This is a genomic window from Plantibacter sp. ME-Dv--P-122b (assembly GCF_030209375.1).
Taxonomy (GTDB): Bacteria; Actinomycetota; Actinomycetes; order Actinomycetales; family Microbacteriaceae; genus Plantibacter.
On the sequence record NZ_JARVSC010000009.1, the window covers coordinates 88,728 to 109,377 of the forward strand.

At 69.5% G+C, this 20,650-nt stretch carries 18 protein-coding genes; 4 read left to right on the top strand and 14 right to left on the bottom strand.

Annotated elements, in window-relative coordinates:
* Positions 1–28: 28 nt before the first annotated feature.
* Positions 29–1,660: an ABC transporter substrate-binding protein gene (locus QRN19_RS15385; protein ID WP_285028029.1), complete on the bottom strand. Its 1,632-nt coding sequence runs from the start codon at positions 1,658–1,660 to the stop codon at positions 29–31.
* A 305-nt stretch (positions 1,661–1,965) separates the two neighbouring features.
* Between QRN19_RS15385 and QRN19_RS15390 the strand changes: the two genes are divergently transcribed.
* From QRN19_RS15390 to QRN19_RS15400, 3 genes are read left to right on the top strand one after another with little or no spacing between them, the layout of a single operon-like run.
* Positions 1,966–3,255, top strand: coding sequence for a pyridoxal phosphate-dependent aminotransferase (locus tag QRN19_RS15390; protein ID WP_285028030.1), 1,290 nt, complete (start codon positions 1,966–1,968; stop codon positions 3,253–3,255).
* Positions 3,252–3,704, top strand: a complete 453-nt coding sequence (locus QRN19_RS15395; protein ID WP_285028031.1) for a RidA family protein — start codon at positions 3,252–3,254, stop codon at positions 3,702–3,704. The genes QRN19_RS15390 and QRN19_RS15395 overlap by 4 nt, the downstream gene beginning before the upstream one ends.
* Positions 3,705–3,744: 40 nt before the next feature.
* On the top strand, positions 3,745–4,050 hold the full coding sequence (locus QRN19_RS15400) for a hypothetical protein (RefSeq protein ID WP_285028032.1): 306 nt from the start codon (positions 3,745–3,747) through the stop codon (positions 4,048–4,050).
* Between the two features lie 14 nt (positions 4,051–4,064).
* Here the strand turns inward: QRN19_RS15400 and QRN19_RS15405 are convergent, their stop codons facing one another.
* The 11 genes from QRN19_RS15405 to QRN19_RS15455 all read right to left on the bottom strand — a co-directional run bounded on the left by QRN19_RS15405 (position 4,065) and on the right by QRN19_RS15455 (position 16,843).
* The gene (locus QRN19_RS15405; protein ID WP_285028033.1) at positions 4,065–5,084 is read right to left on the bottom strand and encodes a D-2-hydroxyacid dehydrogenase; all 1,020 of its coding nucleotides are present in this window, start codon (positions 5,082–5,084) and stop codon (positions 4,065–4,067) included.
* A gap of 72 nt (positions 5,085–5,156) precedes the next feature.
* The gene (locus tag QRN19_RS15410; RefSeq protein ID WP_285028035.1) at positions 5,157–6,041 is read right to left on the bottom strand and encodes a DUF4438 family protein; all 885 of its coding nucleotides are present in this window, start codon (positions 6,039–6,041) and stop codon (positions 5,157–5,159) included.
* Positions 6,038–6,952: a DUF4438 family protein gene (locus QRN19_RS15415; RefSeq protein WP_285028037.1), complete on the bottom strand. Its 915-nt coding sequence runs from the start codon at positions 6,950–6,952 to the stop codon at positions 6,038–6,040. The genes QRN19_RS15410 and QRN19_RS15415 overlap by 4 nt, the downstream gene beginning before the upstream one ends.
* A complete protein-coding gene (locus QRN19_RS15420) occupies positions 6,949–8,388 on the bottom strand; it encodes a metallopeptidase TldD-related protein (RefSeq protein ID WP_285028039.1) in 1,440 nt (479 codons plus the stop codon). The genes QRN19_RS15415 and QRN19_RS15420 overlap by 4 nt, the downstream gene beginning before the upstream one ends.
* Positions 8,385–9,911 carry a TldD/PmbA family protein gene (locus QRN19_RS15425; RefSeq protein WP_285028041.1) on the bottom strand — a complete coding sequence of 509 codons (1,527 nt, stop codon included), beginning with the start codon at positions 9,909–9,911 and terminating at the stop codon, positions 8,385–8,387. The genes QRN19_RS15420 and QRN19_RS15425 overlap by 4 nt, the downstream gene beginning before the upstream one ends.
* Positions 9,908–11,068, bottom strand: coding sequence for a Gfo/Idh/MocA family protein (locus tag QRN19_RS15430; RefSeq protein WP_285028043.1), 1,161 nt, complete (start codon positions 11,066–11,068; stop codon positions 9,908–9,910). The genes QRN19_RS15425 and QRN19_RS15430 overlap by 4 nt, the downstream gene beginning before the upstream one ends.
* Before the next feature lie 72 nt (positions 11,069–11,140).
* On the bottom strand, positions 11,141–12,076 hold the full coding sequence (locus QRN19_RS15435) for an ABC transporter permease (RefSeq protein WP_285028045.1): 936 nt from the start codon (positions 12,074–12,076) through the stop codon (positions 11,141–11,143).
* A gap of 3 nt (positions 12,077–12,079) precedes the next feature.
* Positions 12,080–13,012, bottom strand: coding sequence for an ABC transporter permease (locus tag QRN19_RS15440; RefSeq protein WP_285028048.1), 933 nt, complete (start codon positions 13,010–13,012; stop codon positions 12,080–12,082).
* Entirely contained in the window at positions 13,009–14,076 is a 1,068-nt protein-coding gene (locus tag QRN19_RS15445; RefSeq protein ID WP_285028050.1) for an ABC transporter ATP-binding protein, read from the bottom strand. Before QRN19_RS15445 ends, QRN19_RS15440 begins: the two co-directional genes overlap by 4 nt.
* Positions 14,073–15,086, bottom strand: a complete 1,014-nt coding sequence (locus QRN19_RS15450; protein WP_285028054.1) for an ABC transporter ATP-binding protein — start codon at positions 15,084–15,086, stop codon at positions 14,073–14,075. The genes QRN19_RS15445 and QRN19_RS15450 overlap by 4 nt, the downstream gene beginning before the upstream one ends.
* Positions 15,087–15,217: 131 nt before the next feature.
* Positions 15,218–16,843, bottom strand: coding sequence for an ABC transporter substrate-binding protein (locus tag QRN19_RS15455; protein ID WP_285028057.1), 1,626 nt, complete (start codon positions 16,841–16,843; stop codon positions 15,218–15,220).
* A 143-nt stretch (positions 16,844–16,986) separates the two neighbouring features.
* Between QRN19_RS15455 and QRN19_RS15460 the strand changes: the two genes are divergently transcribed.
* On the top strand, positions 16,987–17,685 hold the full coding sequence (locus tag QRN19_RS15460) for a GntR family transcriptional regulator (protein ID WP_285028060.1): 699 nt from the start codon (positions 16,987–16,989) through the stop codon (positions 17,683–17,685).
* A gap of 41 nt (positions 17,686–17,726) precedes the next feature.
* Here the strand turns inward: QRN19_RS15460 and QRN19_RS15465 are convergent, their stop codons facing one another.
* Together QRN19_RS15465 and QRN19_RS15470 are read right to left on the bottom strand one after the other, a co-directional pair.
* Positions 17,727–19,043 (bottom strand): ABC transporter substrate-binding protein, encoded by a 1,317-nt coding sequence (locus tag QRN19_RS15465; protein WP_285028064.1) that lies wholly within the window; start codon positions 19,041–19,043, stop codon positions 17,727–17,729.
* Positions 19,044–19,172: 129 nt separating this feature from the next.
* Complete coding sequence (locus QRN19_RS15470; RefSeq protein ID WP_285028065.1) at positions 19,173–20,624, bottom strand: CCA tRNA nucleotidyltransferase; 1,452 nt, start codon at positions 20,622–20,624, stop codon at positions 19,173–19,175.
* Positions 20,625–20,650 lie beyond the last annotated feature (26 nt).

Genomic DNA, 20,650 nt, shown 5'->3' on the forward strand with positions numbered 1-20,650 from the left:
GTAGTCGGATATCAGTTGGTCAGGCTACTCAGCCCTTGGTGATGGGTGCGTAGCGGAACTTGAACGACGCGTCGAGGACGGTGCCGGAGATGTCCTTGCCGACGACCGCGACCTGGGCGCCCTGGAGCAGCGGGATGGTCGACAGGTCGGCCGCCTCCGCGTCCTGGATCTGCTCGATGAGCTTGGTGCGTGCGTCCGCGTCCGTCGTGGAGCGCTGCTGGTTGATCAGGTCGTTGACGGCCGGGTTGTCGTAGTGGTTCGCGAGGAAGTTGTCCGTGGCGAAGAACGGCGTCAGGTAGTTGTCCGCGTCGGAGTAGTCCGGGAACCAACCCAGCTGGTAGGCAGGGTAGACGTCCGTGGTGCGGTCCTTCGAGTACTGCACCCACTCGGTCTGCTGCAGGTTGACGGTGAACAGGCCGTCGGCCTCCAGCTGGTCCTTGATGAGCGCGTACTCGTCGCCGGAGCCGGAACCGTAGTGGTCACCGTTGTACTGGAGGTTGAGCGCGACCGGAACGGTCACACCGGCTGCCTCGAGCGTCTCCTTGGCCTTCGCGGCATCCGGGCCGCCGTCGCCGTCGCCGTAGAGGCCCTTGAGGGACTCGGTGGCGCCGGTCAAGCCGGCGGGCACGTAGGAGTAGAGCGGGGTGTACGTGTCCTTGTAGACGTCCTTCGCGATCGCTGCGCGGTCGATCAGGTCGGCAGCGGCCTGGCGGACGGCGAGCGCCTTCGCCGGGTCGGCGTCAGCGGTGGTGGCACCGTAGGGCATCGTGTCGAAGTTGAAGACGAAGTAGCGGATCTCGCCACCGGGGCCGTCGACGACCTTGACGTTCTTGTCCTTCTTCAGGTCTTCGATGTCGGTCGCCGAGAGGCTGCGCGACGCGACGTCGATGTTGCCCTGCTTGACGTCGAGCTTCAGGTTGGATTCGTCGGTGTAGTACTTCACGTTGACGGTGTCGTTCTTCGCCTCGCCGAGGAGGCCCTGGTAGTCGGCGTACTTCTTGTACGAGATGAGCTCGTTGAACTTGTAGCTGTCGATCGTGTACTGGCCGGCGAAGGCCTTGCCCTTGACGATGTCGTTGTCGGGCGTGACCTCGGTGGCGGAGAAGACGTCCTCGTCGACGATCGGGCCGACGGGGCTCGAGAGCACCTGCGGGAAGGTCTGGTCGTTCTCGGTCTTCAGCGTGAAGACGACGGTGAGGTCGTCGGGCGCGTCGGTCTTCTCGAGGTTGCTGAGGAGCGACGACGGGCCGTTGTCATCGGCGATGGCCAGCTGGCGATCGAAGCTGAACTTCACGTCCGAGGAGGTGAGGTCGTTGCCGTTCGCCCACTTGAGGCCCTTCTTGAGCTTCACCGTGTACTCGGTCGGCGAGGTGAACTCGGCCGACTCGGCGATGTCGGGCTCGACGTCGGGGCTGTTGTACGGCGTGTTCAGGAGGAACGGGAAGACCTGGTTCATGACGGCGAAGGAGCCGTTGTCGTAGGATCCGGCCGGGTCGAGCGTCGTGACCTTGTCGGTCGTACCGATGACGATCGTGCCGCTGGCACCGCTGCTGGAACCGCCATCGTTGCCGGCGGCGCAGCCGGCGAGGGCGAGAGCGGTGATGGACAGACCCGCGAGCGCGACGGCGCTCTTCCGGAATCCACTACGTGGGGATGACATTGATGTCGACCTCATTTTCTGTGTGTGAGAGACGGCACGGCTGTGTGCAGGTTCTTCGCACGTGCTTGTAGAGGATTACAGCACGCTCCGAACAAATCCCTCAAACCCAGGGGCCTTCCGGTGCTGATTCGTTACGAGCACGAAACGTGCGCGTGCGGAAGCCCCGACGCAAGGACCGGGCGTTTCCGCCCGATCCGACGAGCGTCGGCTTCTGACGCGGATCATGGATCACCGGTTGTCGATAGTATACAGTCTACAGATGACAGGTCCGGATGAGGCGGACCTCACTGTTCTGAGGAGCTCGTATGTCTGTGCACCCGCCTGCGGCCACCACCGCCCAGCTCGGCGACGACACGCCAACCGCTCCCGGCCTGCGTCCGGCGCAGAGCGCGCGCGTGGCTCGAACGCATCTCACCTATCGCGAGGCCGCTCCCGGGCTCTCCGTCCGCGAAGCCGACCTCTCCCTCCGCCTTGACGGCGGAGGCCACGGCCTGCTGGACACGACCCACTTCGACACCGTGCGCTTCCCACCGCCGGCCTGGGCGGACGAGGCCATCCGCGAGGCGGTCGCCACCGGTGCGTGGGCGTACACGCCGTACCGCGGCGACCCGGGCGTCCTGGCCGAGCTCGCCACGGCGATCGGCGGCTTCCTCGGCAGCCACGTCGGTGCCGACAACCTCGCCCTGACGCCCGGCACGCAGGGGGCGCTGTTCACGACGCTGTCGTCGATCATCGACGAGGGCGACCTCGTCCTCCTCGCCGACCCCGACTACCTGTTCTGCGAGCGGATCCTCGCCTTCCTCGGAGCGCGGGTCGAGCGCATCCCACTCGTCTTGGACGGCGAGCACCCGAGCCTCGACCTCGACGCGGTGGAGCAGTTCCTCCCCGAGCAGCCGAAGCTGCTCATGTTCTCCCACCCGAACAACCCCACCGGCGCCGTCTACCCCGCGACGATGATCTCCCGGGTCGCCGAACTCGCCGTCGCCGGCGGTTTCCGCGTCCTGGTCGACGAGCTGTACAGCCGACTCCTCTACACGGACACCCCGTTCCCGCACCTGCGCTCCGAGCCCGGCATGGCCGACCGCACCATCACCCTCCTCGGTCCGTCGAAGACCGAGTCCATGAGCGGTTTCCGCATCGGCGTCGTCGTCGCGCCGGAGGACGTGATCGCGTCGGTCGAGCAGACCCTCGCCATGACCTCGCTCCGCGCGCCCGCCTACGCGCAGCGCATGCTCGCCCGGTGGCTCGTCGACGACGACGACTTCCTCCGTGAGCGCATCGCCGACCTCGAGGCGATCAAGCGGACCACGGTCGAGACCCTCTCCCGCGTACCGGGGTTGCGGATGAGCCCCCAGGACGGCACGGCCTACCTGTTCCTCGACGTCTCCGCGTTCGGGGTGTCCGACGTCGAGGTCGCCGGCGCCCTGCAGCGCGAGGCGCAGGTCGTCGTCTCACCCGGCTACCAGTTCGGTCCGTCCGGCACCGGGCACTTCCGGATCTGCTACGCCCGCGACGAGACCCAGTGGGCCGCCGCGCTCGACCGCATGGTCGTGTGCCTGACCGGACTCGCGACCGCAGCCGGCATCCACGCGTGACGGACGAGGCAGCCCGCGACGCGGGACTCCGTCCGGCCGGCGCCTACTCGGTCGCGAGGCTCGTCGGCGAGCTGGTCCACACCGCCGGCATGACCCCACGGGTCGACGGCGCGCTCGTGGCGACCGGCCGGATCGGTCGCGAACTCGACGACGCCCAGGCGCTGGCCGCCACCCGGATCGCGACCGAGCGCGCCCTCGCCGCGGCGGCGAGCGCCGTTCCCGAGGGTGCCATCCTCACCGAGGTGATCTCCCTGACCGTCTACCTCGCGGTGGCCGACGGTTTCGTCCGGCTGAGTGAGATCGCCGACGCGGCGAGCGCCGTGGTCGTCGAACGGTTCCCCGACGCCTCACTGCCCGTCCGCGCCGCCCTCGGGGTCGCCGCGCTTCCCGGCGATGCACCCGTCGAGATCCAGCTCGTCGCGCGGTGCACCGGCGGGCCGATCACCTGAGCAGCGCCCAGCGGTCGACGCGTGTGGTCTGATGGTGGTCATGGCCGTCTCATTCAGCTTCACCGTCGGGGTCGACGAGCCCCATCACGTCACCGTGCGGGTCGCCGGGATCCGGAACCGGGTGACGATCGAGGTCGACGGGTGGCTGGCGGCCGACAGCGGGGGCAATCTGGGGCGCATCATGCCGAACGTCTTCGACGTCGAGGTCGGGGTGCAGGAACGACACATGGTGTCGGTTCGGGTGATCATCCAGGAACCGATCGACGGTGGCGCACGCTACATCGACGTGTTCATCGACGGCCGCTTCGCCGCGCGGCACGACTGGCGGGCGATCCGCGAGTCGTGATCGTGGCCGAGCGGTCAGTAGCCCCGGTCGGCGTCGAAGCGGTTGAGCAGCGGCTCCCCCGCGCGGTACCGGGCGAGGTTCTCGATGAAGAGCGCGGTGAGCGTCGCGTTCTCGCTCTCCACCGTGGACGCGGAGTGCGGTGAGATGAGCACGTTGTCGAGGTCCCAGAGGGGCGAGTCGGCGGGCAGGGGCTCCTCGCGGAACACGTCGAGGGCGGCACCGCCGAGTCGACCCGAGCGGAGGGCCTCGATGAGGGCGTCCTCGTCGATCACCTGACCGCGCGAGATGTTGACGACGGCTGCCCCCTCGGGGAGGAGTGCGATCCGGTCCGCACTGATGAGGTTCTCGGTCTCGGGGGTGAGCGCCGTGCAGAGCACCAGCACGTCCGTGGTCGGCAGCACCTCGTCGAGCCGGTCGACATCGCTCAGCTCGACGCCCTCCGGCAGCTCGTAGCTCCCGCCCACGCGACCCACCGCGGTCACGCGGGCACCGATCGCGTCGAAGGTCCGGACCACGTTCGAGCCCATCCCGCCGACGCCGACGACCGTGACGCGCATGCCGGCGAGCTGCCTCGTGGTGTACCGCTCGAACCGGTGCTCGCGCTGCTGACGCTGCAGGTACGGCAGGCCCTTCACGACGAAGAGCGCGCCGGTCAGGGCGAACTCGGCGAGCGGCACGGCGTGCACGCCACCGGCCGTCGTCGCGACGATGCCGCTCCGGTCGAGACCCGTGCGACGCATGAACGCGCCGATGCCCGCACTCGTGGCCTGGATCCATTTCAGGTTCGGTGCCCGCTGCGGCAGGGCAGCCGGATCCTGCCAGTCGAAGTCGAACGCCACCTCGGCCCGCGCGAGCATGTCCTCCCACTGCTGCTGCTCAGCGGCGGAGAGCCGGGGCGTCGGACCGTGGTGGTCGGCCACGTACTGCGGGACGCCGATGAGCGACGGGTCGTAGAGCACCTCGACGTCCGGGTGCGAGGCGCGGATCGCCTCGACGTGCTCGGGTTCGAGGTGGCTGGCGATGAGAATCTGCATGATGGTCCATCCTGCCGCGGGCGCGGCGATGCGTCGGTCGTGGCGCGGTGCGTCGCGCGTTCCTTCGGTCGGTCAGTCGGTCGGCCAGGGCGCGACCGCCGCGAGCCGCTCCGCCGTGAGCGCAGGCCGGACACCGCCTGCCTCCTCGCTGACGGTCCGGGGCTGGAGGACCGACCGTGGACCGCAGGCGATCGGGACGAATCCGGGACCGTGACCGGGCATGGGCGAGCCGCCGTGGACGATGATCCCCACGGTGATCCAGTCCCGCCGGTACCCCATGTTGTGGCGGACGTCGAGGTGCTCGACCGCGAACAGGTCCCCGAGCCGCATGTCGATCCCGGCGAGTTCGGGCGATTCCGGCACCACGGCGAGGTCGACGTCCCACTGGTGCGCGGGTCGGCCGATACCGTTGCCGGCCACCTTGCCCGGCAGCACCCCGACCACGTCGAAGCCCGCGACACCGTCCTCGACGCGCAGCGGAAGCGCGTCGAGGAGGGCGGGGTCGATGTTCAGCAGGACGATCTCCTCGGGCAGGTCCTCGCGGCGCAGGCCCTGACCCATGGCGTGCACCGCGATCCGGTCCCCGGGCAGCAGGGCGGCCATCGTCTCGTCGTCGAAGGAGACGATGACCCGGCCCGCCTCACCGCGCTTGCCGACGACGGACCCCGTCGCCCCGGTCGCCGCACCGGACCGGACGGTCGCGCGGTTCCCGATGCAGGCGAAGGACGTCAGTCCGAAGCGCGACCCGGCGTCCGGGTGCACGAGCGTGACCCCGGGTGCGACGTGGTCGGTGTCTGAGGCGAAGACCGAGTCTCCCAGGTGCACGCCGAGGACGACCCCGCCGTCGCCGATCGGCACGTAGGGGTGTCCGTCGCGGTCGATCCGGTAGGACACCATGGGGGTGAGGCCGGCGTGCTCGACGAAGCCGAGCAGGTTGTTGGCGATGATCGAGCTCATGCGGCCGTCTCCGTCGTGGTCGTAGTCGTGGTCGTGGTCGTCGCTCGGCCCATGCCGGCGAGCGCGGTGCCGAGGTTGGCGGCGCGGTCGTCGACGACCGTGAACGCCGACACCGGTCCCGACAGCAGGGTCGACGGGCCGGGACCGTGCCCGAAGAGGCGGCACTCGCCGGTGGAGATGACCCCGATCGTGATCCAGCCGGGCCGGTAGCCGCGTCCGTAGGAGTGGTCCTGGTCCTCGAGGACGACGATGTCGCCGATGCGGAGGGACTCGAGGCCGAGCGACAGGTCCTCGCTGAGGCCCGGGTAGGCGCCCATGAGGTCGGTGTTGGCGAACTCGGAGAGCATGCCGCCACCGGCGCCGGCCGCCTCGGCCGGGACGCGCATGGCCACGCCGACCTCGAGCGTGCCGTCGGCCGCCGTCGAGAACGGCAGGTGCGGCAGGAGCCGCGGGTCCAGGTTCTTCACCCGGACGTCCGGGTGGTCGAGGAGGCGCAGGCCCTGACCGCGGGCCTCGACGCTCACGGCGTCGCCGGTCGTCACCTGGCGGAGCGCCCCGTCGGCGAAGTCGGCGAGGACGTAGGCGTGCTGGCCGATGACGACACCCTCGGCTCCTGCCGCCGCCCCCGAGCGCACCGTCACGATGTTGCCCACGCAGCTGAGGAACTGCAGTGCGGCGTTCGCCTCGGCGCCCGCGTGCCGGATCGACAGGCCGGGTTCGAGGTGGTCGCTTGCATGCCCCGTTGCGGCCTCACCGACGTGCGCACCCATCGTCACCCCGCCCATGCCGGGCAGGATGAAGGGGTGGCCGTCGGGGTCGACCCGGTAGCCGTGACGGTCGGCCTGGGGCGGCCAGACCTCTCCGGTGAGGATCTGCGTGACCAGGCGGTCCTCGTTGGTCCTGAGGCTCATGCCGTCGCTCCCTTCGGGGCCGGGGCTGTGCCGAGGGCGAAGCCGCGGATGCGGAGTGGTGGCGCGGTCGCGGCACCGTTGAACACGTTCATGAGCGGCTGGCTCAGCGAGACCGATCCGACGCCGTCGACCCGCGCGAGACTGTCGAGCACGCTCACCGTGAAGCGCTGCGACTCGACCGGCCGCGTGATGCGACCGTTCTCGATGAGGAAGCACGCGTCGCGCGTGACCCCCGTGATCGTGGAGCGGACCGGATCGACGGTGCGCGTGTACCAGAAGCGCTGCAGGTACACCCCGCGTTCGACGCCCGCGATGAGGTCGAGCTCGGTCGTGTCGGCTGCACGGAGGATGACGTTCATCGGGATCGCATGGGGCGCCTCCTCCCGGGCGATGTGGAAGTTTCCGGTCGATGCCGTCCCGAGCGCGAAGGCGGTCTCCCGGTCGGTGACGACCTCCGCGACCCGGCCGTGGTCGAGGAACGGGACGTCGCGCTTCGTGGTGCCCTGGAAGTCGAACGGGAACGGCAGTCCGAGGTCGGCCGTCGCGTCGTCGTGCACCGAGACGAGCGACGAGGCCGCCTGTTCACCGGCGCGGGTCGCGGGGGTGCCGAACCCGGACGCCAGCGCCCCGCCGGTGAAGCCGAAAGCGCCGAAGAAGTCGAGGAACTCTCCGGCGGCGAGCGCCCCGAGCACGACGTCGTACTCGCCGGGGGCGAGCGGGGCGCGACCCCGGGTGGCGGACGCCTCGGAGAGCGTCCGCTCGACGGACTCCGCCGCCAGCAGGCGGTCCGACGACCGGGAGAGGTCCTTCCAGTGCGAGGATCCGTCGTCGATGCGGACGGTGAGGGAACCCTGCGCCTCGGTCGCCGCGGCGTACCGGGAGGTCCCGCGCTCGCGGTCGTGGAAGGCGACCTCCGTGACCGCGCGGCCGAACATGCCTGCGGCCACACCACCGGCGCGGTCGGCCTCCGTCATCGCGCGATCGGCGAGGGCGACGTGTTCACCGACGTCCCAGGCCGCCGTGTCCTCGCCCCAGAGCAGGGCGCCGGACGCGGTGCGTCCCGACACGACGGGTTCGTCGACCGGGCCGGGCTCGGCTCGTGGCGGTGCGGCTGGGAGCCCTCGCTCGGCCTGCTCCCGCGCGGCGGTGCTCGCGTTCGCGACCGCCCGGCCGATCCCGGCGATCGAACTGGCAGCGGCGAGCGACGCCCGCCCGTCCACCTCGGCGCGGACCATGATCTGCACCTCGTCGATGGCCTGACTCTGGTGCACCCGACGACCGGCGAAGCGGGTGAAGTCCCCTCGTCGACCGGTGAGGAACGCCTCGATCCGGTCCGCCGGGGCGTCGCGCAGGGCCGCCTCGAGCGCCTCGGCGGCTCGCTCGCCGCCGACGACGGGCCCGAAGGCGGTGGTGGTCGTGCTGTCGGTGTCGCTCATCGGTCCACTCCGATCCGGAGGTTCCGCACGAGCGTCGGCGAGGCGCCGTGCCCGAGGAAGCCCCATTGCTTGGGTTCGCCCTTGCCGCAGGGCATGCCGAAGGCCTTGAACTCCTCGGGTCCCGCGACCGCCTCGACGGACTGCCAGAACTCGGGCGTCGTGCCGCCGTACGAGAAGCCACGCAGCAGGCGACCCCGCCGACCGTTCTTCACCTCGTACGCCACCTCGGTGCCGAACTGGAAGTTGTGTCGCCGCTCGTCGATCGACCAGCTGCGGTTGTCGTCGATGTAGTAGCCGTCTCCGAGACGCTCCTGCAGTTCCTCGGTCGACCCGCTGCCGGGTTCGAGGAACACGTTCGTCGCGAAGCACACGGGCGTGTACCCCCAGCCGTCGGAGCGGGCGGCGCCGATCGACGGCACCCCGATCCGGGCGGCCGAGTCCCGCGTCGAGAGGAAGTTGCGGATGATCCCCTCCGAGATGAGCGGCTGGCGGGACGCCGGGACGCCCTCGTCGTCGAACGCGAAGGAGCCTCGGGTGCCGGGCACCGTCGGGTCGGAGGTGATGTTCACCGCCTCGGAGCCGTATCGGAGCGAGCCGACCGCGTCGGGCCCGATGAACGAGGTGCCCGCGTAGTTCGCCTCGTCGCCGAGGATGCGGTCGAGCTCGAGGGCGTGACCCGTGGACTCGTGGATCTGGAGGGCCATCTGCGCCGGGCCGACGATGACGTCGGCCGTGCCCTGCGGCGCGAGCGGCGCCGTCAACAGCTCGACGGCCTCCCGCCCGATCCGATCGGCCTCCTCGACCATCCGGAGGCCTTCGACGTACTCCCACCCCGCCTGCGCGGTGTTGCCGTGGAAGGAGTTCGGGAAGGAACGCCGTTGCATCGTGCCGTGGCCGACCGCGTTCACGAGCGCCATCGCCCCGCTCTCGATGAGGTGCTGGTGCTGCATCGAGCCCTCCGTGTTGGCGAAGTGCCGGTGCTGTCGCTTCGCGTTCAGGCCGGCCTGGGCCATCACCACCTCGACGGGCGCGCTCGCGGCGCTCAGGATGTCGCCGAGCAGCGCCTGCCGGGTCGACGCCGACACCGCGAAGGGGTCGAGCACGACGTCGGTCGCGTACCGGCCGCTCACCGCCGGCATCGGCGGCAGTTCCGTGCGGTACGCGTCGGAGACCCGATCGGCGTTGCGCGCATTGGCGAGCGCGCGATGAGCCGCGAGCGTGAGGTCGTCGGCGTCGTCGATCGGAACGGAGGCGAACCCCCAGCTGCCGTTGAAGAGCACACGCACGCCGACACCGAGGTTGTGCTCGATCCGCTCGTCGAGTCCGGACTCGAGCGTCGAGTACAGGCGCACCTCCTCGGCCTCGATGAGCCGGGCGTCGGCGTAGCTCACGCCCGGGACGTCGACCGCTGCGAGCACCCTGGTGAGCATCGTCGCCGCCGCCTGATCGTCGGCGAGTTCGCCCCAGGCGTGGGCCGCCGCGTCGACCGCTGCGAGCGGCACGACCGTCTCGGCGTCCGTCACGCGCGGGCCGCCTCGGCGTCGTTCGCATCCGACGGGGCGAGCGCGAGCGGGAAGTCGCACCAGGCGCGCGTGCGGAACGACAGCTCGAACGCGTTGATCGTCTCCTGGACGAGCGCGCCCTGGTCGAAGTTGCCCTGGTTGAAGTCCTCGCCGGACAGGATCTCGGTGGCGAAGTCCTTGCAGAGGTTCGAGTAGAAGAGGAACGGCCAGGGCTCGGTGGACGCCCCACCCTCGGGGAAGAACTCCTGCGGGATCTCGAGCTCCTCGAACTCGACCTGGTCCTTCTTCGCGACCTTGATCGTCTGGCAGATGCCGGCCTCCTCGACCAGGCGGACGATGATCGCACCCTCCGAGCCGTAGATGCGGGCCTCGATGCCGGGGAAGTTGCCGACGGTGACGTAGGACGACTGGATGGACGCCAGGCGACCCTGCTCGAACTCGGCGATCCACATGTCGCCGTCGTCGATGTTCATGCGCTGCATGGCACCGGTGTCGCGGACCATCCGCTCAGGGACGAAGTTGCGCATCGTGCCGACGACGCTCGTCATGGGCGCGTCGAGCCACCAGTGCATGATGTCGATGATCGGAGCACCGTACCCCTCGATGGAGGAGACGGCGATCACCTCGGGGTCGGCGTCAGGGTCCACCTGGCGCAGCGGGGTCTTCGGGTCGATCCACTGGCTGTTCTGCTCGTAGCCGTTGAAGATGTAGGGCTCGCCGATGAAGCCCTGGTCGATGAGGTGCTTCGCGTACTGGATCGCGGGGGCGAAGCGGAAGGTGAAACCGAGCTTCGTCTTGACGCCACGCTCGGCGGCGAGCGCCGCGGCACGACGGGTCTCGGTGTAGTCGCTGTTGACGGGCTTCTCACACAGCACGTGCTTGCCCGCCGCGATGGCCGCCATGGAGATCTCGAAGTGCATGGCGTTGCCGGTCGCGACGTCGATGACGTCGATGTCGGGGTCGTCGATCAGTTCCCGGTAGTCGGTCACCGCACGCTCGATCCCGAACTCCGCGGCCGCCGAGGCGAGCGCCTCCTCGTCGATCTCGGCCAACGCGACGACCTCGACGCGCGGGTCGCGCTGCCAGCCGGGGATGTGGGAGCGGACGGCCCAGCGGCCGGCACCGACGACGGCGACTCGGAGCTTGCGATCGGACATGGTGGTTCTCCTTCTGCGGGTGCCGGCATCGTGCGATGCGCGGACGGTGGTGGGATCGGTCGGAGGTTCAGGTCACGCGCGCTGGAGGCGGACGCGTGGGTCGATGACGGAGTAGAGGAGGTCGACGATGAAGTTGACGACCACGATGAACAGGGCCGAGAACAGCACCGTGCCGACGATCATCGGGGTGTCGAGGTTGGAGATCGCGTCGAAGGCGAGCCGGCCGATGCCGTTCAGTCCGAACACGGTCTCGACGATCACGACGCCGCCGAGGAAGTAGCCGAAGTCGAGCCCGATCATCGTGACGAGCGGGATGGCGACGTGCCGGAAGCAGTGGCGCCACAGGATGGTGCGCTCCGGCATGCCCTTCGCCCGGGCCATGCGGACGAACGGCGAGTCGAGCGTCTCGATCATGTTGGTGCGCGTCATGCGGGCGTACCAGGCGCCGCCGCCCGAGCCGAGCGTGAAGGTCGGCAGCACGAGGTACCAGATGATCGGATCGCCGAGCCCGTTGAGCGGGAACAGGCCCCAGCTGAACGCGAAGTAGTAGATGAGGAGCAGGCCGAGCCAGAACGACGGTGCCGAGAGGCCGATGAGGGAGACGAAGGTCACCGTGCGGTCGACCCAGCCACCGCGACGGTAGGCCGCGTAGATGCCGGCCGGGACCCCGAGGACGATCTGCCAGATGAGCCCGCCGATGGCCACGAGGACCGTCGTGGGCAGCGCGGAGACGATCCGCTCGAACACGCTCGTCTCGCGCAGGACGTAGGAGGTGCCGAGGTCACCGCTTAGGAGCCGCCCGATGAAGCCGAGGTACTGCTCCCACAGCGGCGCGTCGAGGCCGAGCTGCGCACGGATGGACGCGATCGTCTCGGCGCTCGCGTTCGGACCAGCGAGCGTGGCCGCAGGGTCCGCAGGCACGGCGTAGACGAGGAGGAACGCGAGGCTGACCACCCCGAAGAGGACGAGGGCCATCTGCCCGAGTCGTCGTGCAAGCCACCAGAACACGGTCTACCTCGCCATCGGTGCTGCTGAGTCGAGCATCTCGGACAACCAGTCGCCGACCAGGTTGAACGCCATTACCGTGACGATGAGGCAGATGCCGGGGATGAAGAGCATCCAGGGGGCGATCTGGAAGTAGGTGCTGCCGTCGGAGATCATCTGGCCCCAGGACGCCTGCGGGATCGGGACGCCGATGCCGAGGAAGGACAGGGCGCTCTCGATGAGGATCGAGGACGCGACACCGAGGGTCGCGTAGACGATGATCGCCGGCAGCAGGTGAGGGATGATGTGCTTCCACATGATCCGCAGGTGCCCGACCCCGAGCGTCCGGGTCGCGATGACGAACTCCCGGTGCTTCAGTGAGATGACCATCCCGCGGATGATCCGCGCGAGCGTCGTCCAGTAGATGAGGGCGATGACGATGATGACGTTCGTCGTGCTCCGGGTCGTGACCGCGATGAGGGCGGTGCACAGCAGCAGGATCGGGAACGAGATCACGACGTCGGTGATCCGCATGAGCACGGCCTCGACGATGCCGCCGAAGTACCCGGCGATGACGCCGACCGTCACCCCCACGATGGTCGCGAGCCCGTTGGCGACGATGCCGATCACGAGCGACACCTGCGTCCCGGAGATGAGGCGGGAGAGCACGTCGCGACCGAGCGCGTCGGTGCCGAGCAGGAAGCCCGGCGTGCCGGGCGGGAGCGGCTGGCCCTGTGGTCCGAGCCCGATGTCGTTGTAGGTCTGCAGGGGGTCGTGCGGGGTGATGAGTGGTGCCAGCACCGCGATCAGCGCGATGAGGAGGAGCACGACGAGCGAGACGAGGGCCGCGGGGTCGCGACGGAGACTGCGCAGCACCTCGCGGGCGCGCATGGGTCGGTCGTCGTCGGTCGCCGCCAGGTCGACACCCTGGCCGATGACGGGTGGGAGGGCTTCGCTCATGCGTCGGCTCCGATCCGGGAGGGCTCCGGCACCAGCACCGGGTCCGCGAAGTGGCAGGCGGCGGCCTGACCGGAGGCCGTCGTCCGCAGGGGCGGCGCCACCGTGCCGCAGACCTCCTGGGCCATGGGGCACCGCGGGTGGAAGCTGCACCCGCTCGGCGGGTTCGCGGCGCTCGGCGGTTCACCCGTCAGGCGGACCCGTGGGAGGCGGGTCGAGCGGTCGCGGACGATCGGCTCCGGCACCGCCGAGAGCAGCGCCCTCGTGTACGGGTGCTGCGGGTTGTCGAAGATCTCGTCCCGCGTCCCGATCTCGACGAGGCGTCCGAGGTACATGATGCCGACGTGGTCGGCCATGAAGCGGAGTGTGGACAGGTCGTGCGAGATGAAGAGGTAGGCGAGGCCGAGGTCCTCCTGCAGGTCCTTGAGCAGGTTGAGCACCTGCGCCCGCACCGAGACGTCGAGGGCTGAGACGGCCTCGTCGCAGAGGATGAGGCGGGGGTCGACGCAGAGCGCGCGGGCGATCGACACGCGTTGGCGCTGGCCGCCAGACAGCTCGCGCGGTCGCCGTTCGATGAAGCTGCGCGACAGGCCGACCTGGTCGAGGATGCCCTCGACCGCCCGCCGGGGATCGGTCGGCTTGGTGGTGCGGAGCGAGATCGCCTCCAGGAGCGTCTCCCCCACCTTCATGCGCGGGTCGAGCGAATCGTACGGGTCCTGGAAGATCATCTGCATCGTGCGCCGGTACTCGGCGAGCCGACGACCGCGCAGCGCCCCGACGTCCTCACCGTTCAAGCGCATGCTGCCGCCGGACGCCTGGTTGATGCCCATGAGCGTCCTGGCGATGGTGCTCTTGCCGGAGCCCGACTCGCCGGCGATGCCGAGGGTCTCACCGGCCCGCAGCTCGAAACTGACGCCCTGGACGGCGGGCACCCGGGAGGCGCGTCGGCCGATGCCGCCTGAGCGCCGGAAGGTGACCTCGAGGTCCTGCACCTGCAACAGGGCCTCCCCGGCCCGCGACCGGCTGCTCGGACCGTTGACGAGGTCCGATCCGTCGAGCCGGCTCATGCGGCCGACTCCTGCTCGACGGCGAACGCCTCGGGGGCGACGACGCCGCACGCGACCCGTTGACCGGTCCCGCCGAGCGGCGCCTGGACGAGCGCCGGGTCGTTGGTCAGACACGTGTCGACGGCGGCCGGACAGCGCGGGGCGAACGCACAGCCGGTCGGCCGACGGCCGGCGGTGGGCGGCGCCCCGGAGATGGTGCGCAGCCGTGGCGGGATCGGCTCGGAGAGCTTGAGGATCGAGCCGAGGAGCGCGTGGGTGTACGGGTGCTGCGGGTCGCCGACGATCTGCTCGGCGGTGCCCTGCTCGACGATGCGGCCGGCGTACATCACGAGGATGCGGTCACAGAAACTGGAGATGACGCCGAGGTCGTGGCTGATCAGGATCACGCCCGTGTCCTGCTCCGAGACCATGTCGTCGAGCAGGTCGAGCACCTGGGCCTGCACGGTCACGTCGAGTGCCGTGGTCGGCTCGTCCGCGATCAGGAGCTTCGGCGAACAGGCGGTGGCGATGGCGATGCAGACGCGCTGCCGCATCCCGCCGGAGAAGGCGCCCGGGAAGTCGTTCATGCGAGCCTCGGCGTCAGGGATGCCGACCCGTCGCAGCAGGTCGACGGCGCGTGCCCGGGCGGCGACACGCCCCATGCCGAGGTGCGTCTCGAGCGACTCGGTGATCTGCCGACCGACCCGCATGAGCGGGTTGAGGCTCGACATCGGGTCCTGGAAGACCATGGCCACCTGCGAGCCGCGCCACTGCTGCAACGCGCGGTCGGAGTACGCGAGGACGTCCTCGCCCCCGAACCGCACTGAGCCACCGGCGATGACCCCGGGGTCCGACACGAGCCGCATGACGGCCTGGGAGGTGAGGGACTTGCCGGAACCCGACTCCCCGACGATGCCGACGCGCTCACCGGCCGAGACCTGGAACGAGACGCCGTCGACGGCGTGGAAGGGGTCCCCCGAGGAGGTCGGGAAGTCGACCACGAGGTTGGAGACGTCGAGCAGCGCACTCATGTCGCGTCCTTTCGGTGGGGGCGCCGCGGGTGGTCCGTCGAGGGGACCACCCGCGGGTCGGGTGCCGGAGTTCCGTGGTGCGGTGATGCGGGTGGCGCGTCGGTGCGCCGGGTGGGGTGGACCGGCTGCGGTTACCGCTTGGCGGTGCCGTCCGACTTCCAGTACTCGGCCATGTCCCAGCCCCAGATCGGCTGCGGGAAGTACCCCTCGATGCCGGTGCTGTGGAGCTCGGTCTTGGTGCCGAAGTACAGCGGCACGATCGGGTTGTCCGCGAGCATGAGCTTCGACGCCTCCTCGTACTTCGCGGTGGCCGCGTCCGGGTCGGTCTCGGCGAGCGCCTGGGCGACCAGCTCGTCCATCTCCGGGTTGCAGTAGTACGCGTAGTTGTGGCCCTGTGGGACCGCCGACGCGCACGACATGAGTGCCTGCAGGAAGTCCGAACCCTCCGGGTAGTCGGCCACCCAGAACGTCAGGGCGAGCGGTGCCTTGCCGGCTCCAGCCAACTCACTGAAGGTGTTCGGGGCGAGCGTCTGCAGGTTCACGTCGATCCCGATGGCCTTGAGGTCCTGCTGCATCTGCGGCGCAAGGGCCGAGAAGGGCGGGACGTTCCAGGCGTACATGTCGGTCGAGATGCCGTCGGCGAAGCCCGCCTCCGCGAGCAGCTCCTTGGCCTTCTCGACGTCCTGCTCGTGGGTCATCTCGTCGCCCGTGTAGCCGAGGACCTTCGGCGGGATGAACTCGGTGGCCGCCGAGCCCTGACCGTTGACGAGCTTGAGCAGCGCCTTCCGGTCGAAGGCGAGGGAGACGGCCTCACGGACCTTCGGGTTGTCGAAGGGAGCCGTGTTGACGTTCATCGTGAGGTAGTAGGTGCTCGGCTTCTCGATCTCGACGAGCTGGTCCTTGAGCTTCGGGTCCGAGGTGACCTGGATGAACTTCGCGGGCGGGATCGGGCTGCCCATCAGGTCGATGTCACCCTTCTGCAGCATGAGGACCTGGTTGTCGGGGTCGACGCCGAGGATCATGCGGATGTGGTCGGCGTACGGACGCGGGGAGTCCCAGTAGTCGGGGTTGCGATCGAGCGTGATCTCCTTGCCCGCGCTGAAGGTGTTCAGCGTGAACGGCCCGGAGCCGATGGGCTCGGTCGCGACGGTGCCGCCGCTGCCCTCGGGGATGATCGAGCCGGCGGGCATGGCGAGGATGTACTTGAACGAGGAGTTGGGCGTCGTCAGCGAGATCTTCAGGGTCTGATCGTCGACGACCTCGATGCCGCTCGGGAGTCCGGTCGGGTTCGCGGCGTACTCCTCGGCGCCGGCGATGCCGCGCCAGAACTCGGCGAGGCCCGCCTTCGTGGCGGGGTCGAGGACGCGTGCGTAGGAGTAGGCGACGTCCTTGGCTGTGAGCGGGTCGCCGTTGCTGAAGGTGAGTCCCTCCTTGAGCTTCATCGTGTAGGTGAGGCCGTCGTCGCTCACCTCCGGGAAGGACTCGGCCGCCTGGAGCTTCAGCTCACTGGTGTCGCGGTCGTAGTCGTACATGCGGTCGAACATCATCCGCATCATGTTCCAACACGTCGCGCCCGTGCAGACGGCCGGGTCGAAGGTCTCGGGGTCGGATGCGGCGGCGGTCGTGATCGTGCCGCCGTACTTGGGGTCGCCGCCTGCGGCGGAGGTGCTGCCGCCGCCCGCACCGCCGGCGCTACACGCCGTCAGGGCGACCGCGAGCGCTGCACCGAGCAGCGCGCCTCGCAGTGTCTTCTTCACTGAGTACTCCTGTCAGGGTTGTGCCGGACCTCCTGAGGAAGCGAGCCGCCGACGGAACGTTCATGTGCTGTTGGTGGACGATATCACAGACTGCACACTGTCGACAATCGACAAGAAGGAATGTGTTGAGCTAGGATTCGGGCATGGAAACTCTCGAACGAACCGGGTTGACAGGGGCCGCGGTCAACGAGCTGCGGGAGGCGATCCTGGAGGGTCGCCTCGTCCAAGGGGAACGCCTGAGCGAGGTGAACCTCTCGACGACGCTCGGAGTCAGTCGCGCGCCGGTCCGGGAAGCACTGCTCCACCTCGAGCAGGAGGGCCTCGTCGTGTCACTGCCCTACAAGGGCGCGTCGGTGGTCACGCTGTCGCCTCAGGACTTCCTCGAGCTGTCCACGCTGCGGACCGCGCTCGAACGACTCGCCTGGTCGCGCGCGATCGAGCGTGCCGGTGACGACGAGGTGGCCGCCATGCGCGCCATCATCGAGGAGATGCGGGTCGCGGTCGAGACGGATCAGAAGGCCAAGCTCGTCCGACTCGACATCGACTTCCACGACCAGGTCTTCCTCCTCGCGGACCATTCGCGGCTCTACACCGCCTGGCAGGCGATCAAGTGGCAGGTCGCGCTCTTCCTCCTCACGCGACGCGTGAAAGTGGACGATTACCACAGCATCATCGTGCAGGAGCACACCGAGCTCCTCGACCTGCTCCACGAACGGCGGACGGCAGCCATCGACGAGACGATCGAGCGGCACATCGGCTCCGGATACGGTCGCGTCAGCGAGCGGCTCGCCGGAGACGCTCGTGCCGCCCACGATTCCGGGCCGGCCGTCGCCACCTCGTGAGCCCCGACTGACCGCCGAGTGCCCGGGTCGTCGTCGGCGACTCAGTCGTTGATGGCGGCGTTGGCCGCCTCCTGCGCCTTCTTGAGACCGTCGGCCACCGGCGTCGTGCCGGCGAAGATCTCCTTGAAGATCGGGTCGTAGGCGGCGAGTCCCTTCGCGTACCCGGCACCCGTCGGCGGCGCGATGGTCTTCGCGTCGTCGGCGATCACGTCGAAGAAGGGCTGCACGTCGACGTCCTGACCCTTCCAGTAGTCGAAGTACTGCTTCTGAGCCGCGGTCACGGCGGGGACCGCCGAGCCGGACGCACCGACGGGTGCGTTGCCCTCGGCGCTACCCAGCCAGGCGAGCACCTTCTTCACCTGGTCGGGGTGCTTCGTGGCCGCGTTGCCCGCTGCGGCGATCCCGTTCGTGACGCTGACCTTGCCCGCAGGGCCGGCCGGGAGCTCTGCGACACCCCAGCGGAAGTCGGCGCCGTCGTGCACGGCCTTCAGGCTGTAGAGCCCCGACTGGAACATGGCGACCTTGCCCTGGAGGAAGGCGTCGCGGGCGAAGTCGCCGTCGGCGTTCGTGGAGGCGGCCGGCGGGGCGACCTTGGCGCCGTTGATCGCGTTGACGAGGTAGCTCACGGACTCGCTCGTCTTCGGGTCGTTGAACGCGAAGTCGTCGCCGTCCTGGTACTTGCCGCCGTTCGAGCCGATGAACGGCAGGAGCACGGCCTGCAGGTCGTACCCGAGGCCGGTGCCGTAGGTGGCGGGCGCCGCCGGGTTGAAGCCGGGCTGGTCGGCCGAGACCCCGGCCGCGTCCTTCGTCAGCTTCTTCGCCAAGGGCAGGAAGGTGTCCTTCGTCGCGTCGGGCGACCAGGTCGCGTCCTCGAGGTCGGCGGGTTTCACGCCGGCCGCGTCGAGGAGGTCGGCGTTGTAGTAGACCGCGATGCCGGCGTCGGACAGCTGCGGGACGGCCCAGAGCTTGTCGTTCCTCGTGAACTGGCTGACCACGCTCGGCGCCCAGTCCTTCGAGGCGTCCTTGCCGAGCGTCTGCCCGACGTCGAGGACGCTCCCGCTGTCCGCGTATCCGGCGAGGTAGGAGTTGTTCAACCAGAAGACATCGGGAGCGGTGTCCGCCGCGACGTCGGTACGGAGCTTCGTCCAGTAGTCCGCCCATTCGACGACGTCGACGCGGACGCGGATGTCGGGGTTCTCGCGCTCGAAGGCGGCGAACGAGGTCTCGTAGGCGTCGGCGACGGCGGAATCCCAGACGCGCACGGTGACGGTCGTGCGCTCCGTGGATCCGGCGGAGCAACCGCTCAGCATCAGGGCGGAGGCGGCCGCGATCGCGAGGGCGGCGTGGCGCTTGAGCATGAGAATCCTTCGTTCCGTGAACCTCAGGGAGGCTAGCAGTTCAGTCTGAACGCCCGCGAGCTGTCAGAAACGGTCAGTGCGACGCCGTCTGATTGTGCGTTTGTGACAGTTCGCGGGCAGGTGGGGCGGTCACCGGGAGGACCACCAGTCGAGGAGGCGGCGGGTGGCCTCCTCCTCGCCGAGCGGGCCCTCGTCGAGGCGCAGCTCCAGCAACCAGCGGTACGCCTCGCCGACCTCGCGACCGGGTGCGATGCCGAGCACCTCCTGGATGCGGTTGCCGTCGAGGTCGGGCCGGACGGACTCGAGCTCCTCCTGCTCCTGGAGCTCGACGATGCGCTGCTCGAGGTCGTCGTAGGCGAAGCCGAGGCGGTCGGCCTTGCGCCGGTTGCGGGTCGTCACGTCGGCGCGGACCAGCATGTGCAGCCGCTCGAGCAGCGGACCGGCGTCGCGGACGTAGCGTCGCACCGCGGAGTCGGCCCACACACCCTCGGAGTAGCCGAAGAACCGCATGTGCAGTTCGACGAGCCGCGCGACGCTCTTGATCGTGTCGCCGTCGTAGCGGAGTGCGGTGAGGCGCTTCTTCGCCAGCTTCGCTCCCACGAGGTCGTGGTGGTAGAAGGTGACGGCGGCGCCGGGGCCGGTCTTCTTCGTCGCCGGCTTGCCGATGTCGTGGAGCAGCGCCGCCCAACGCAGGACGAGGTCGGGCGCCTCGCCGGGGTGCCGCGAGTGCTCGTAGCCGATCGCCTGCTCGAGCACGGTGAGCGAGTGCTGGTAGACGTCCTTGTGGTGGTGGTGCTCGTCGGGCTCCAGCCGGAGGGCGGGCAGCTCGGGCAGCACGAGCTCGGCGATGCCGGTGTCGACGAGGAGTTCGAGGCCCGCACGCGGGTGGTCGGTCGCGAGCAGCTTGCCGAGCTCGGCCTGGATGCGCTCGGGGCTCACGATGGAGATGGTCTCGCGACGCTCCTCCATGGCCTCGATCACGTCGTCGGTGGGCCGGAAGCCGAGCTGCGAGGCGAACCGCGCGGCCCGGAGCATGCGCAGCGGGTCGTCGCCGAAGGAGACCTCGGGCGAGCTCGGCGTCCGCAGCAGGTGGGCGACGAGGTCCTCGACGCCGCCGGACGGGTCGACGAGGGTGATCTCGGGGATGCGGAGCGCCATCGAGTTGACGGTGAAGTCGCGCCGGCGCAGATCGTCTTCGAGGGTGTCGCCGAACGCGACGACCGGCTTGCGGGTCACGCCGTCGTAGGCGTCGGCCCGATAGGTGGTGATCTCGACCGTGTCGGCGTGCTCGACGCCGTCGTCGTCGGTGACGGTGACCTTCGCGCCGATCGTCCCGAAGTCGCGGCCGACGTCCCACCAGGCGCTCGCCATCGGCTTGAGGACCGCGAGGATCTGGTCGGGCGAGGCGTTCGACGTGAAGTCGAGGTCGCTCACGGTGCGACCGAGCATCGCATCGCGAACCGGTCCACCGACGAGGGCCAGTTCGTACCCGGCTTCGGCGAACGCCGACGCCACCCGAGCGACCACGGGCGACGAGGCCAGGTCCTGCAGGCGCACCAAGGATTCCGCCACGCTCACCATGGGGTCAATCGTACCCGGACGCCGCC